General features: G+C 64.5%; 16 protein-coding genes. 6 read left to right on the top strand and 10 right to left on the bottom strand.

The annotated features are described in order from the left end of the window. Positions 1-276: 276 nt before the first annotated feature. The 5 genes from DNK59_RS17660 to DNK59_RS17640 all read right to left on the bottom strand — a co-directional run bounded on the left by DNK59_RS17660 (position 277) and on the right by DNK59_RS17640 (position 5,045). Positions 277-1,437 carry a gamma-butyrobetaine dioxygenase gene (locus DNK59_RS17660; RefSeq protein ID WP_110724067.1) on the bottom strand — a complete coding sequence of 387 codons (1,161 nt, stop codon included), beginning with the start codon at positions 1,435-1,437 and terminating at the stop codon, positions 277-279. 25 nt (positions 1,438-1,462) lie between these two features. Beyond that, entirely contained in the window at positions 1,463-1,939 is a 477-nt protein-coding gene (locus DNK59_RS17655) for a thioesterase family protein (RefSeq protein ID WP_110724066.1), read from the bottom strand. Positions 1,940-2,047: 108 nt separating this feature from the next. Further along, entirely contained in the window at positions 2,048-3,013 is a 966-nt protein-coding gene (locus DNK59_RS17650) for an L-carnitine dehydrogenase (protein ID WP_092309021.1), read from the bottom strand. A 111-nt stretch (positions 3,014-3,124) separates the two neighbouring features. After that, positions 3,125-4,012: a 3-keto-5-aminohexanoate cleavage protein gene (locus DNK59_RS17645; RefSeq protein ID WP_060844836.1), complete on the bottom strand. Its 888-nt coding sequence runs from the start codon at positions 4,010-4,012 to the stop codon at positions 3,125-3,127. Positions 4,013-4,100: 88 nt separating this feature from the next. Next, positions 4,101-5,045 (bottom strand): choline ABC transporter substrate-binding protein, encoded by a 945-nt coding sequence (locus tag DNK59_RS17640; RefSeq protein ID WP_110724065.1) that lies wholly within the window; start codon positions 5,043-5,045, stop codon positions 4,101-4,103. Between the two features lie 194 nt (positions 5,046-5,239). On the opposite strand from DNK59_RS17640, the gene DNK59_RS17635 reads away from it, so the two are divergent. Beyond that, complete coding sequence (locus tag DNK59_RS17635; protein WP_110724064.1) at positions 5,240-6,199, top strand: GlxA family transcriptional regulator; 960 nt, start codon at positions 5,240-5,242, stop codon at positions 6,197-6,199. A gap of 53 nt (positions 6,200-6,252) precedes the next feature. Here the strand turns inward: DNK59_RS17635 and DNK59_RS17630 are convergent, their stop codons facing one another. From DNK59_RS17630 to DNK59_RS17615, 4 genes are all read right to left on the bottom strand, one after another. Then, positions 6,253-6,669, bottom strand: a complete 417-nt coding sequence (locus DNK59_RS17630) for a DUF3010 family protein (protein ID WP_110724063.1) — start codon at positions 6,667-6,669, stop codon at positions 6,253-6,255. Positions 6,670-6,703: 34 nt separating this feature from the next. Then, positions 6,704-7,027, bottom strand: coding sequence for a helix-turn-helix domain-containing protein (locus DNK59_RS17625; protein ID WP_092309031.1), 324 nt, complete (start codon positions 7,025-7,027; stop codon positions 6,704-6,706). Further along, the gene (locus tag DNK59_RS17620) at positions 7,011-7,265 is read right to left on the bottom strand and encodes a type II toxin-antitoxin system RelE/ParE family toxin (protein ID WP_110724062.1); all 255 of its coding nucleotides are present in this window, start codon (positions 7,263-7,265) and stop codon (positions 7,011-7,013) included. The genes DNK59_RS17625 and DNK59_RS17620 overlap by 17 nt, the downstream gene beginning before the upstream one ends. Positions 7,266-7,364: 99 nt before the next feature. Next, a complete protein-coding gene (locus DNK59_RS17615) occupies positions 7,365-8,279 on the bottom strand; it encodes a LysR family transcriptional regulator (RefSeq protein WP_110724061.1) in 915 nt (304 codons plus the stop codon). Positions 8,280-8,460: 181 nt separating this feature from the next. On the opposite strand from DNK59_RS17615, the gene DNK59_RS17610 reads away from it, so the two are divergent. From DNK59_RS17610 to DNK59_RS17600, 3 genes are read left to right on the top strand one after another with little or no spacing between them, the layout of a single operon-like run. Continuing rightward, positions 8,461-9,798 (top strand): nucleobase:cation symporter-2 family protein, encoded by a 1,338-nt coding sequence (locus DNK59_RS17610; protein WP_110724060.1) that lies wholly within the window; start codon positions 8,461-8,463, stop codon positions 9,796-9,798. Between the two features lie 58 nt (positions 9,799-9,856). Beyond that, positions 9,857-10,366, top strand: coding sequence for a nucleoside deaminase (locus DNK59_RS17605; RefSeq protein WP_110724059.1), 510 nt, complete (start codon positions 9,857-9,859; stop codon positions 10,364-10,366). Beyond that, positions 10,363-10,713, top strand: a complete 351-nt coding sequence (locus tag DNK59_RS17600; RefSeq protein ID WP_110724058.1) for a hydroxyisourate hydrolase — start codon at positions 10,363-10,365, stop codon at positions 10,711-10,713. The genes DNK59_RS17605 and DNK59_RS17600 overlap by 4 nt, the downstream gene beginning before the upstream one ends. Positions 10,714-10,753: 40 nt before the next feature. On the opposite strand, the gene DNK59_RS17595 is transcribed toward DNK59_RS17600, so the two are convergent. Next, positions 10,754-11,155: a lysozyme inhibitor LprI family protein gene (locus tag DNK59_RS17595; protein WP_110724057.1), complete on the bottom strand. Its 402-nt coding sequence runs from the start codon at positions 11,153-11,155 to the stop codon at positions 10,754-10,756. 235 nt (positions 11,156-11,390) lie between these two features. On the opposite strand from DNK59_RS17595, the gene DNK59_RS17590 reads away from it, so the two are divergent. Both DNK59_RS17590 and DNK59_RS17585 read left to right on the top strand, forming a co-directional pair. Then, positions 11,391-12,368, top strand: coding sequence for a dipeptidase (locus tag DNK59_RS17590; protein ID WP_053154285.1), 978 nt, complete (start codon positions 11,391-11,393; stop codon positions 12,366-12,368). 78 nt (positions 12,369-12,446) lie between these two features. After that, positions 12,447-12,977, top strand: coding sequence for a 4-vinyl reductase (locus tag DNK59_RS17585; RefSeq protein WP_016962810.1), 531 nt, complete (start codon positions 12,447-12,449; stop codon positions 12,975-12,977). Positions 12,978-12,981 lie beyond the last annotated feature (4 nt).

The raw sequence follows: 12,981 nt of genomic DNA, 5'->3' as shown, positions 1-12,981 counted from the left end.
AGGGCCGACGAGAGCCAGCATGGCGGCTTATCGTCATGGCCCTTTTACCTATGAACACGTCGCTTTCGGCTAACTGGAGTCTGGGCCGAATCGGCAGACTGCAACCAGCGGGCGTCGTGATGGTTTGGTCACCTTCTCACCGCAGCTCCTCAGCAGTAGTCCCTGCCTCGATCCTGTCACGGCTTGATCGGGGCTTTTTTTCGTCTGTGGAGGGCTCGTCGGCATGTTTCGCCGGCAAGCCGGCTCCTACCGGAGCCGGGGGTGGCGGGATGGGGATCAGCGCTGCAGCACGAGGATTCTGGAGAGCAGCTCGTCGCGGTCGATGTAGCAACCCTGGAAGTGCCGGGCGCCGCTGGCCGGGTCGAAGGCGTTGCGTGCGTGCAGGGTGCGGCGGTTGTCGAAGCACCACAGCTGGCCCGGATCGAGGCGGCGGATCACGCGGAATCTTGCTTCGCGGGTCAGGGCGATAAAGCGGCGGTAGGCGTGGTACAGACGGGGCATCTGCTCCACCGAGGTGTCGAAAGGCCCCCGCAGGAAGTTGGCCATGCGGATTTCCGCCACTTCGCCCAGGGCATCCAGGGCAATGATCGGCGCCAGGCAGCGGTAGTCGCTGTGGTGGTCCTTGTTGCGAAATTCCACGGGTGTTTCGCACAGCGTCAGAAAGGCCTCGGGGTCTTCACGGCGCAAGGCATCGGCGATGGCGAAGCCGTCGACGAAGATGCTTTCACCGCCCTCGGCGTCATTGACCAGGCAATGCAGGAACTGCAGCCCCGGTTGCAGTTCGCGGGTGGGCAGGTCGCTGTGCAGCGGCAGGTTGAAAGCGGTGTAGGCGTTGCTGTCGGCATCGGCCTTGGATTGCACGTTGAACAGCACGCCGAAGTTGCTCTCGCGGATGAATGCAATGCGCCGGGCGATCATGGCCAGCGAGCCGGGTTCGGTGGGCACGCCACGGACTTGGGTCAGACCGATGTCGCGCAGGGCCAGCAACCATTGCAGCAGCGTCTTGGTGTCGTCCATCAGGGCCTGGTAGTCGAATACCGGCAGTTCCAGGCGGCTGTCCCACAGCTGGCTCTGCGCCTTGTTGGCGCGGCGCTCCTCGCGGGATTGCTCGTCATAGGCGTGGGCCCGCAACCAGCCGGGGTCGAAGCGACTCTGGTGGCCGTCCGACCAGTCGAGGCACAGGCAGCCTTGGCTATCGATGTGCGCCCCGTGGCAGCCGAGGTCCTCGGCCACATCGACGATTTCCAGCACCTGTTCGCGGGTCACGCTGTAGACGCATTGCGTGCAGGGGCAGTTGTCCCGCAGCCACTGATGGTGAAAGGGGCTGAGGCGATCATCGGCCCAGCGCACCTGAACCCGGTCCGGCAGTACCTGAACGGCGCTCAACGGGCTGATCAGCGGGTAATGGCGATAGTCGGCAAAGGCGGCAGTGTTCACGGTGATCTCCTTTTCGGGCGGGTAGCTATTGCGCTGCGGGCAGGCCGATGACCCGGCCGATGTAGGCGGGGCGCGGCAGGTCGGCCTGTTCGGCGGCCAGAGCTTGCAGGCGCTGCAGCACCGGCTCGCTGAACGGCGCCGAACGCGGTCCGGCCAGGTCGACGTGAAGCAGCATCTGCTCGTTGCCGGCCAGCTCCTGGGGATCACCGGCCCTGTGCAGGCTGTGATACAGGTGCAGGCGCTTGCGGTCGTGGCCGATGATCTGGGTGCGCACTTCGACCTCGGTGTCCTGCTTCACTTCGTGCAGGTAGTTCAGGTGCAGTTCCAGGGTGAACAGCGAGTGACCGCTGGCTTCGCGGTTGTCGCTGTCCAGGCCGAGGCGATCCATCAGGGCGTCGGTGGCGTAGCTGAAGATCAGCAGGTAGAAGGCATCGCGCAGATGGCCGTTGTAGTCGACCCAATCGCTGACGATGCGGGTGTTGTAGGTGGTCAGGGCAGGCATGGGATCACCGTTTGGATGTCGGCGCCGACTTACCGGCGAAGGCGTTCTTCGGGGCGCAGCAAGGCTGCACTGGACGCTTCGCCGGCAAGCCGGCTGCTACGGGTTGGGTTAGTCGTGAAAGTGCATGCCGTGCTTGGCCTTGGTGGTTTTCACCGCCTCCAGCACCGCCAGCAGGCAGTCATCACGATAGCGCTCCAGGGCCGAAATGCTGTGGCTGCCCAGTTGCTCGGCCGTGCCTTCGACCACGTCGTCGATCAGTTTGTCGGTCAGCTCCGGGGCCGGCAGATAGGTCCAGGGCAGTTGCAGCGCCGGGCCGAACTGGGCCATGAAATGGCGCATGCCGGCGTCGCCCCCGGCCAGGGTGTAGGTGAGGAAGGTGCCCATGAACGACCAGCGCAGGCCGGCGCCAAAGCGGATCGCGTCGTCGATCTCCCCGGTGGTCGCCACGCCGTCGTTGACCAGGTGCAGGGCTTCGCGCCACAGCGCTTCGAGCAGGCGGTCGGCGATGAAACCCGGCACTTCCTTGCGCACGTGCAAGGGGCGCATCCCCAAGGATTCATAGACCTGGATCGCCGCCTGGATCGCTGCGGGTGCGGTGCGCTGGCCGCCCACCACTTCCACCAGCGGCAGCAGGTACACCGGGTTGAACGGGTGGCCCACCACGCAGCGTTCCGGGTGGGTCGAGCCCTCATAGAATTCGCTGGGCAGCAGGCCCGAGGTGCTGGAGCCGATCAGGGCATCGGGCTTGGCCGCAGCGCTGATCTTGCTGTGCAGCTCCAGCTTGAGTTCCAGGCGCTCCGGAGCGCTTTCCTGAATGAAGTCGGCGTCTTTCACGCACTCTTCGATGGTGCTGACAAAGCGCAGGCGCTGTGGCGAGGCGCCTGGGGCCAGCCCCTGTTTTTCCAGGGCGCCCCAGGCATTGGCGACCCGTTTGCGCAGCGCGGCTTCAGCGCCTGGGGCCGGGTCCCAGGCCACCACGTCCAGGCCGTGGGCCAGGGCGCGGGCTACCCAGCCGCTGCCGATCACGCCGCTGCCCAGGGCGGCGAAGGTCTTGATCTCGGTGATAAAGGTCATTGCGTACTCCAGATAAACAACCCGTAGGAGCTGGCTGCCAGCGAAGCTGTCGGCGGCCTTGCGGGCCTCTTCGCGAGCAAGCTCGCTCCTACAGGGGGAGGGGGGTGTGGGTTAGCCGCGCTGTTTCAGGCCCATCTTCTGGCGGCCTTCGGCGGGCGTCAGGACACGGGCGCCGAGGCGGCTGAGAATTTCCGTGGCCCGTTCCACTAGCTGGCCGTTGGTGGCGAGCACGCCGCGGTCCAGCCACAGGTTGTCTTCCAGGCCAACCCGCACGTTGCCCCCCAGCAGCACCGCCTGCGCGGCCATGGGCATCTGCATGCGGCCGATGCCGAAACCGGCCCAGACTGCGTCCGCCGGCAGGTTGTCGACCATGGCCTTCATGGTGGTGGTGTCCGCCGGGGCACCCCAGGGAATGCCCAGGCACAGCTGGAACAGCGGGTCGTCCAGCAACCCTTCCTTGATCATCTGCTTGGCGAACCACAGGTGGCCGGTGTCAAAGATCTCCAGCTCGGCCTTCACCCCCAGCTCCTGGATGCGTTTGGCGCCGGCCCGCAGTTGGGCCGGGGTGGAGACGTAGATGGTGTCGCCGTCGCCGAAGTTGAGGGTGCCGCAGTCCAGGGTGCAGATCTCCGGCAGCAACTCCTCGACATGGGCCAGACGGGTCAGGGGCCCCACCAGATCGGTGTTGGGGCCGAACTCCATGGGGCGTTCGCCGGCGCCGATCTCCAGGTCGCCGCCCATGCCGGCGGTGAGGTTGACGATGATGTCGATGTCGGCCTCGCGAATCCGCTCCATGACTTCGCGGTACAGCGCCACATCCCGGCTGAACTTGCCGGTTGCCGGGTCGCGCACATGGCAGTGGACCACGGTGGCCCCGGCCTTGGCGGCTTCCACCGCGGCGGCGGCGATCTGTTTCGGGGTGACCGGCACGTGGGGGCTCTTGGCGGTCGTGTCGCCAGCACCGGTGAGTGCGCAGGTGATGATGACGTCGTGGTTCATGGTGCGGTTCCTTACAGGCGGGTTTGCTGGGGGCGTGAGGTGGCCTTGCGCAGCCCGGGGCGGGCTGCGGGGCGCAAGCGTTGCTGGTTTATTTACTGGTCAGTTGCAGGTGTTCGGCGGCCGGCTTGCCATCGAAGGTGGTGACCCCCTCAAGCCAGCGCTGCTGGTCCTGCGGGTGGTCCTTGAGCCACTGGCGGGCGGACTCCAGGGCGTCCTTGTGATCCAGCAGCGGCTGCATCATGCGGCTCTCGTCCTCGGCGCTGAAGGTCAGGTTGGTCAGCAGCCGGTGCACGTTCGGGCATTGCTCGGCATAGCTCGGCGCGGTGACGGTCCACACCGTGGCCTGGCCTTCGTTCGGGCCCAGGGCATCCTGGCTGCCACTGAGGTAGGTCATCTTGAAGTTGACGTTCATCGGGTGCGGCGCCCAGCCGAAGAACACGATGGCTTCGTTGCGCTTCACTGCCCGGGCCACTGCCGACAGCATGCCGGCCTCACTGGACTCCACCAGCTGGAACTTGCCCAGGCCGAATTGGTTCTTGGCGATCATTTCCTTGATCTGGGTGTTGGCCCCCGAACCGGGTTCGATGCCGTAGATCTTGCCCCCCAGCTCCTTCTGGAACTTGGCGATGTCGGCGAAGGTCTTCAGGCCCTTGTCCGCCAGGTAGGCGGGCACGGCCAGGGTGGCGCGGGCGTCCTTGAGGCTGGGCTCGGCCAGGACCTTGACCTGATTGGCCTCGACGAACGGGGTGATGGTCTGGGTCATCAGCGGGTTCCAGTAGCCGAGGAACAGGTCCAGGCGCTGGTCGCGGATGCCGGCGAAGATGATCTGCTGCGAGGCGCTGGTCTGCTTGGTCTTGTAGCCGAGGCCGTCGAGCAGGACTTGGGTCATGGCGCTGGTGGCGATCACATCGGTCCAGTTGACCACCCCCAGGCGCACGTTCTGGCAACTGGGGGCGTCGGCGGCCATGGCCCCTGACATCAGAAAAACGCTACCACTAAGCGCAAGCACACAGCGGCTGATCAGTCGTTTCATGAGGGTTCCCTCGGCAGGTCGTTATTGTCGGTCCCGGCGTCTTGGTGCGTCGGTGAGCTCAAGTTACGCAGGCGCCGCGCACGGCAAACGCACAGCGGCGACCGACTCTTGCACTGCAGCGACCTGGGCCCTTGTGGCTCTGGGGCATTTGGCGTATCACAGGGCCCACGCTGGCCGTCACCGGAGTGCGTTGCATGTCCCAGGACTTCTACTTCCTGCTGATGCCGGGGTTCTCCGCCATCGGTTTCATTTCCGCCATCGAGCCGCTGCGGGTGGCCAATCGCTTTCGTGGCGAGCTGTATCGCTGGCATGTGCTCAGCGCCGACGGCGGCGCGGTGCTGGCCAGCAACGGCATGTCGGTCAATGTTGACGCGGCCCTGGAGCCGCTGAAGAAGGGGGCGACCCTGTGGGTGGTGGCTGGCTTCGAGCCGTTGAAGTGCCTGACGCCAGCCCTGGAGCACTGGCTGCGACGCCTGGACATGGAGGGCGTGACCCTCGGCGGCATCGATACCGGCAGCGTGATCCTCGCCGAGGCCGGGCTGCTGGAGGGGCACCGGGTGACCCTGCACTGGGAGGCCATCGAGGCGTTCAAGGAGTCCTATCCGCAGTTGAGCGTGACCCAGGAGTTGTTCGAGATCGATCGTCGGCGTATCACCTGTGCCGGTGGCACCGCGTCCATCGACATGATGCTCGACCTGATCGCCCAGGCCCACGGCCCGCAACTGGCGATCCAGGTCAGCGAACAGTTCGTGCTCGGGCGCATCCGTCCGCGCAAGGATCACCAGCGCATGGAAGTCGCCAGCCGCTACGGCATCAGCAACAAGAAGCTGGTGCAGGTGATCGGCGAGATGGAGCAGCACAGCGAGCCGCCCCTGAGCACCCTGGCTTTGGCCGAGTCGATCAAGGTTACCCGGCGCCAGCTGGAGCGCCTGTTCCGCCTGCACCTGAACGACACCCCGAGCAACTTCTACCTCGGCCTGCGCCTGGAGAAAGCCCGGCAACTGCTGCGCCAGACCGACATGAGCGTGCTGGAGGTGAGCATCGCCTGCGGCTTTGAGTCACCGTCCTACTTCACCCGCAGCTACCGCGCGCGTTTCGTGAATTGTCCGCGGGAAGACCGGCGTCAGTCGGGGGGTGGCCGGGAGCTGGTTTGACTCGGGCTCGGTAGCGCTGGCGAGCCCGTTCGCCGGCAAGCCGGTTTCTACGATTATTTTTTGAGCAGGGCGGCGCAGGCCGCTTTGTAGGCTTCGTGCTGGTACTTGTTGAGGCTCGCCGGCAGGGCGAAGTCGTGCTTCTTGTGCTGGGCATTGATGGTCTGCGGCGACAGCAGGGTCACTTCGCAGTGTTCCAGCAGTTGCAGCACGCCTTCGATCTTGAAGGTGGTGGGGCCGCCGGCAAACTCGCCTTTCTTGCTGCGTTTCTTGATGGCGATGCGGGTGATCCCGTGTTCGCGGACAAAAGCGCCGACCTGGGCGGCGAAGGCCCGGACGTTGCCCGCTTCATCGTCGTCTTCCAGGGCGATCTTCTTGGTGGCCAGCGGCTGGTGCTGCGGCGTGCCGTCTTGCAGGGAGGCGAGGGCGAAGATGGCTTCGCTGCCTTTGATCTCGATACCGCAGATGCTCATGAGTAACCCTTTCAATCGTTGAGTGGGGCGCAGCTTACAGCTCCAGCTGGTCGGCGCGTATACCGAAGGCGGCGGCAATTTTTTCCCGGGTGCTCTTGCGGGGTCGGGCCACGCTCTCTTGTTGGGCGAAGGCCGGCTGAGAGATCCCCAGCCGCTTGGCAACCTCGTCCTGGGTCAGGTGCAGGTGCTCGCGCCAGGCCCGGATCGGCGTGGCGCCATCGACCATGCGGCTGACCACGCCATGGGGGATCAGATCAGGCTCATTCTGCTGCGCAATGTACTGCGCGTAGGGAATCACCACGAACGCCGGCTTGCCGTCCGGGCCGTGGATGATCTGGATGTCAGTAGGTGCGTTCATCACGTTTTTTGACCTCTTGAACACTGACGATATGGATAACCCCGTCCCAATCAAACAGCACGCGGTACTGGCCAACCCGCAGGCGATAGGCATAGGTGTGGCCGGACAGGGCTTTGACGTTGCCGCTGGCGGGCATGTCGGCCAGCAGGGAAATCGCATCACGAACCTGGAGCTGGTGCTCGTGGTGCAGTCGCAGCAGCTGCTTGACCGCTTTTCTACTCCAGAGGATTTCGTTCATGGCGGACTATATAAGCCTTTTATAAGGATTGCGAATCCTTGCTTATATTTTCTGTCCGGCCAAGCGCAGAACCTTGTCCCTTTGTTGCCCGTGCCGCGGTTACCAGGTCGTGGACTGCCCGCGCCGGTCTACCTCGTACACCTTCTGTCGTAGCAGGCGTTCCTTGAGCCAGCGTTCGGCCTTGCCCATCGCTCGCTGCCGGGCCCACAGCAGGTCCACGCCCACCAGCCAGTCGGTGTGGGGGTAGGCGCCCAGTTGCAGTTCCACCAGTTCGCCCTTGGCCAGTTCGCGCTGGATCAGTTGCCGGGGCAGGGTGGCCCAGCCCAGGCCGGCGCGGACCATCTCCAGCAGCGCCAGGTAGTTTTCCGCCTGCCACAGTTGGCTGCAGCGCAGGTACTCGCTGCTGGGCAGCTTGTCGGCGTGGGCGCTGAATGCCAGGCGCCGGTGCCCATGCAGGTCGTCGAAGGTCACGCTGTCGAGTCGCGCCAGCGGATGGTCCGGGTGGCAGACGTGCAACATGATCAGCTTGCCCAACTGCTGGAACTCCAGTTCCCGGGGGTAGCCGGGCTGGGAGAAGGCGATCCCCAGCATGGCCTCGCCCCGGGCCACCAGTTCGCTGGCATCGCCGGACAGCGGATGCCGGATCAGCAGGTCGACATAGGGAAAGGCCTGTTCGAACTCGCGCAAGACCGGCATCAGCGGGCCGTAAGGGGTTTCGATGACGAGCGTCAGTTGCGGCTCCAGCGCCTGGGACAGGCAGTCGGCACTGGCCTGCAGGGTCAGGCAGCGCTCCAGCACCGCCTCGGCCTGCAGCAGCATTTTGCGTCCGCTGGCAGTCAGTACCGGGCTGCGGCTGCTGCGGTCGAACAGTTCCACCCCCAGGTCCGCTTCCAGGTTGGCGATGGCCACGCTGACCGTGGACTGGGTCTTGCCGAGCTTGCGTGCAGCGGCCGAAAACGAGCCGGTTTGCGCGGCTTGGACGAACATTTGCAGTTGTTCCAGTGAAAAGCGCATCGCGTCTCCCGATCCAAGCACAGGCTGGTGCAATCCATCGTTAAAAACGATGGGTGCTCATTTGTTGCATCGCATTCAAGCACAGATCATGGGCGCCGACGTTCGTACATCCTGCCGGGGCATTGCCCCCGGATGCCTGCCAGAACAACGACAAGAGCTGCACTTACAGGAGATCTGCGACATGAACACTCCCCGGGTTCACCCAGTGGACGAGGTCCTGCCCGTTCGCCAGTTGTTCACCTTCGGCCTGCAGCACGTGCTGGTGATGTACGCCGGTGCGGTGGCGGTGCCCTTGATTCTAGGCAATGCCCTGGGCCTGGCCCCGGCCCAGGTGGTCTTGTTGATCAACGCCAACCTGCTGACCTCGGGTATTGCCACCCTGATCCAGACCCTGGGCTTCTGGCGGTTCGGCGCGCGCCTGCCGCTGATCCAGGGCTGCTCCTTCATCGCCCTGGCGCCGATGATCATGATCGGCAAGCAGTTCGGCTTGACCGAAGTGTTCGGCGCGGTGATCGCGGCGGGTCTGATCACGATAATCCTGGCGCCGCTGTTCAGCCGCCTGCTGCGGTTCTTTCCGCCGGTGGTGATCGGCAGCCTGATCACCATCATCGGCATTTCCCTGATGCCGGCGGCGGCCATCTGGCTGGGGGGCGGCAACCCGACGGCGGCGGATTTCGGCGCGCCGGCCAACCTGCTGCTGGGCCTGGCCACGGTGGCGGTGACGTTGGTGATCTACGGCAAGTTCTCCGGGTTCATCGGCAACCTCAGCGTGCTGATCGGCCTGCTGGTGGGTAGCCTGATCGCCGCTGCGTTCGGCATGACCCACTTCGCCCAGGTCGGCGACGCGGCCTGGTTCGAACTGAGCCCGCCCATGGCTTTCGGCACCCCGCAGTTCTCCCTGATGCCGATCCTGATCATGACCCTGGCGATGCTGGTGATCATGGCCGAGACCACCGGCAACTGCCTGGCCATCGGCACGCTCACCGGCAAGCCGACCACCCAGCGCACCCTGGGCGATGCCTTTCGCGCCGACGGCCTGTCAACCATGCTCGGTGGCCTGTTCAACAGCTTTCCCTACAACGCCTTTACCCAGAACACCGGGCTGATCGCCCTTTCCAAGGTCAAGAGCCGCTTCGTGGTGGCCGCCGCCGGGGCAATCATGCTGCTCATGGGCCTGTTTCCCAAGCTCGGCGCCCTGGTGGCGGCGGTGCCGACCCCGGTGCTCGGCGGCTGCGCCATCGTCATGTTCGGCATGACCACCGTGGCCGGCATCCAGGAGCTGTCGCGGGTAAGGTTCGAAGGCACCCGCAACGCGATCGTCGTCGCGGTGTCGGTCAGTGTCGGCGTGCTGCCGATGTCCTTTCCGGCGCTGTTCGCCCAGGCCCAGGGGCCCCTCAAGCTGCTGCTGGAAAGCGGCATCTTTCTCGGTGCCATCACCGCCATCGTCCTCAATCTGCTGCTCAATCCCCGCGAGCCGGCGGCCGACGTGCTGTCGGCCGCCGCTGGGGTCAATGACTGAAGGTTGCTTTCCAACCCGTCTTTTTCGGCGGGACTCTGCCCATGAAAAGGAGGTCACCATGACCCAGATGCTTTCTCCCATCCCAGCCGGCGTCAGCGAGCTGGACCTGCAACTGCTGCGCCAGAGCATCCAGCTCGCCGAAGAGGCCAAGGCCCGTGGCCGCCACCCGTTCGCCGCCCTGGTGGCGGATCGTCACGGCAAGATCGTCGCCAGTGCCGGCAATAACTCCATGCCCCCCGAAGGCGACCCGACCCAGCACGCCGAACTGGCTGCCGCAGCCAAGGCGGCCAGGCTGCTGAGCCCCCAGGACCTGGCCGAGTGCACCCTGTACACCAGCGCCGAGCCCTGCTGCATGTGCGCCGGGGCCATCTACTGGACCGGGATTGGCCGGGTGGTCTACGCGCTGTCCGAACACGCCTTGCTGGAGCTGACCGGCGATCATCCGGAAAACCCGACCTTTTCCCTGCCGTGTCGTGAAGTCTTTGCCCGCGGGCAACGGCAGATCCCGGTGTTCGGGCCAATGCTGGAACGCGAAGCGGCCCGGGCCCATCTGGGGTTCTGGAAATGAACGGTGGGGTGTCCATCCACGTGGTGGATGTCGCCAGCGGCAAGGTGGCCGAAGGCATGGCGGTGCGGGTGTTGCGCCTGGGCGGGGAACTGCTTTGCCAAGGGCGGATTGGAGGCAACGGTTTGCTGAACGAGCTGGAGCAGCAGGCGGCGAGCTTCGGGCAGGGCATCTACCAGGTGGAACTGGACGTTGCGGCGTTCTATCGCGAGCAAAGCCAGGGGCTGCCTGGGCTGCCCTTCCTCGATGTGCTGGTGTACCGCTTTGGCCTGGATGACCCGCGCCAGCACTACCACTTGCCGTTCAAGCTCACCGCCTGGGGCGTGTCGTGCTTTCGCGGCGGCGCTTGATCACGCCGCGGCCCCCTGACCCGCTCCTACCGCTGGCGGGTCATTCCTGGGCGATGGACTCGATGAATTCCGAACGCTCGTCGCTCATCCGTGCCAGACAATCGTTGGTGGCGATGGTGTAGGCCTTGGTCCCGGGCTTGGCCGGGAAGGATTCCATCGCACAGTCGGCTTCGCGCTGTTTCTGCCATAACTGCTGGGCGTTCTTGACCTTGGCGCTGATGTCGGCCAGTTGCGCCTTGTCGTTGCCGTACAAGGTGCCCAGGCGCTCCAGCAGGCTCTGCACGTTGTCACTCAGCAACTGTTCGGCGGTGGTGCGGTTGTAGGTCGCGCATTCCAGGGTCTGCACGTCGTTTTCCACGCCGTCGCAGGGCGTGTTGTCGGCCTCTTCGGCCGCCTGTACGCCGGTCGCTATCAGTGCCAAGGCCAGGAAGATCGATTTCATTGCAGCGCTGTCCTCATCCAGTGAAGCTTTCGTTGAAGCGGCGAATTCTGGCGCAAGCCCCCGGCAAAGAACAGAGGTGGCCCATGCCCTCTGTCAGGCCCTTTGTCGGTGCTTGACGCTTTCGGCAATTCCCCTGTCGTTTTTGCACCCAGGCGCCCCGGCCCTCAAGCATATGCTGACCCCAAAGCGCCGGCAGACGATTCGGCGCATGAATCGCCAACAAGGGGACAGCCTGATGAGCCCAGCCGAATTACACGCCGACAGCATCGTTATCGACGGGCTGATCATTGCCAAGTGGAACCGTGAGCTGTTCGAGGACATGCGCAAGGGCGGCCTGACCGCAGCCAACTGCACGGTGTCGGTCTGGGAAGGGTTTCAGGCCACGGTCAACAACATCGCCTCCAGCCAGAAACTGATCCGCGAAAACAGCGACCTGGTGATGCCGGTGCGTACCACCGCGGACATCCGCAAGGCCAAGGAGCTGGGCAAGACCGGCATCCTCTTCGGCTTCCAGAATGCCCATGCCTTCGAAGACCAGATCGGCTACGTCGAGGTGTTCAAACAGCTGGGCGTGGGCATTGTGCAGATGTGCTACAACACCCAGAACCTGGTGGGCACCGGCTGCTACGAGCGCGACGGCGGGCTCTCCGGGTTCGGCCGCGAGATCGTCGCCGAGATGAACCGCGTCGGGGTGATGTGCGACCTGTCCCACGTCGGTTCCAAGACCAGCGAGGAAGTGATCCTCGAATCCAAGAAGCCGGTTTGCTACTCCCACTGCCTGCCGTCCGGGCTCAAGGAACACCCGCGCAACAAGTCCGATGCGGAGCTGAAATTCATCGCCGACCATGGCGGTTTCGTCGGCGTGACCATGTTCGCGCCGTTCTTGGCCAAGGGCATCGATTCGACCATCGACGACTACGCCGAAGCCATCGAATACACCATGAACATCGTCGGTGAGGATTCCATCGGCATCGGCACCGACTTCACCCAGGGCCACGGCCAGGACTTCTTCGAATACCTGACCCACGACAAGGGCTACGCCCGGCGCCTGACCAACTTCGGCAAGATCATCAACCCCCTGGGCATCCGCACCGTGGGCGAGTTCCCCAACCTCACCGAAACCCTGCTCAAGCGCGGCCACAGCGAGCGCGTGGTGCGCAAGATCATGGGCGAGAACTGGGTCAATGTCCTCAAGGACGTCTGGGGCGAGTAAACCTCTCCAGCCCCCTTATCCGATTTCCCCCTGCCGTTCGCGCAGGGGCATTCACTGAATTTCTGGAGTCACGTTTCCATGGCCAAGATCGCCCCGCAATTGCCTATCGAAGTCGACAGCGAAACCGGTGTCTGGACCTCCGACGCCCTGCCGATGCTCTACGTGCCGCGGCATTTCTTCGTCAACAACCACATGGGCATCGAGGAAGTGCTGGGGGCTGAAGCCTACGCCGAGATCCTCTACAAGGCCGGCTACAAGTCCGCCTGGCACTGGTGCGAAAAGGAAGCCGAATGCCACGGCCTGGAAGGCGTCGCGGTGTTCGAACACTACATGAAGCGCCTGTCCCAGCGCGGCTGGGGGCTGTTCAAGATCCAGGACATCGACCTGGATAAAGGCACCGCCAGCGTCAAGCTCGAACACTCGGCGTTCGTCTACGTGTACGGCAAGGTCGGGCGCAAGGTCGACTACATGTTCACCGGCTGGTTCGCCGGCGCCATGGACCAGATCCTGGCCGCCCGGGGCAGCAAGATCCGCACCGTGGCAGAGCAGGTTTACGGTGGTTCCGAAGAAGGCCACGACGATGGCCTGTTCGTCGTCAAACCGTTGTAAGCGG

Origin of the sequence: Pseudomonas sp. TKO26 (genome assembly GCF_003225665.1) — a bacterium.
In the GTDB taxonomy this organism is placed as follows: domain Bacteria; phylum Pseudomonadota; class Gammaproteobacteria; order Pseudomonadales; family Pseudomonadaceae; genus Aquipseudomonas; species Aquipseudomonas saponiphila.
This window is presented reverse-complemented; position numbering and strand designations above follow the sequence as displayed.

Coding starts and splice junctions, on each gene's coding strand:
- DNK59_RS17640 (WP_110724065.1), bottom strand. CDS start 5,045: ATGAAACGACTGATCAGCCGCTGTGTGCTTGCGCTTAGTGGTAGCGTT.
- DNK59_RS17610 (WP_110724060.1), top strand. CDS start 8,461: ATGAACACTCCCCGGGTTCACCCAGTGGACGAGGTCCTGCCCGTTCGC.
- DNK59_RS17615 (WP_110724061.1), bottom strand. CDS start 8,279: ATGCGCTTTTCACTGGAACAACTGCAAATGTTCGTCCAAGCCGCGCAA.
- DNK59_RS17595 (WP_110724057.1), bottom strand. CDS start 11,155: ATGAAATCGATCTTCCTGGCCTTGGCACTGATAGCGACCGGCGTACAG.
- DNK59_RS17635 (WP_110724064.1), top strand. CDS start 5,240: ATGTCCCAGGACTTCTACTTCCTGCTGATGCCGGGGTTCTCCGCCATC.
- DNK59_RS17620 (WP_110724062.1), bottom strand. CDS start 7,265: ATGAACGAAATCCTCTGGAGTAGAAAAGCGGTCAAGCAGCTGCTGCGA.
- DNK59_RS17650 (WP_092309021.1), bottom strand. CDS start 3,013: ATGACCTTTATCACCGAGATCAAGACCTTCGCCGCCCTGGGCAGCGGC.
- DNK59_RS17585 (WP_016962810.1), top strand. CDS start 12,447: ATGGCCAAGATCGCCCCGCAATTGCCTATCGAAGTCGACAGCGAAACC.
- DNK59_RS17625 (WP_092309031.1), bottom strand. CDS start 7,027: ATGAACGCACCTACTGACATCCAGATCATCCACGGCCCGGACGGCAAG.
- DNK59_RS17590 (WP_053154285.1), top strand. CDS start 11,391: ATGAGCCCAGCCGAATTACACGCCGACAGCATCGTTATCGACGGGCTG.
- DNK59_RS17645 (WP_060844836.1), bottom strand. CDS start 4,012: ATGAACCACGACGTCATCATCACCTGCGCACTCACCGGTGCTGGCGAC.
- DNK59_RS17600 (WP_110724058.1), top strand. CDS start 10,363: ATGAACGGTGGGGTGTCCATCCACGTGGTGGATGTCGCCAGCGGCAAG.
- DNK59_RS17605 (WP_110724059.1), top strand. CDS start 9,857: ATGACCCAGATGCTTTCTCCCATCCCAGCCGGCGTCAGCGAGCTGGAC.
- DNK59_RS17655 (WP_110724066.1), bottom strand. CDS start 1,939: ATGCCTGCCCTGACCACCTACAACACCCGCATCGTCAGCGATTGGGTC.
- DNK59_RS17630 (WP_110724063.1), bottom strand. CDS start 6,669: ATGAGCATCTGCGGTATCGAGATCAAAGGCAGCGAAGCCATCTTCGCC.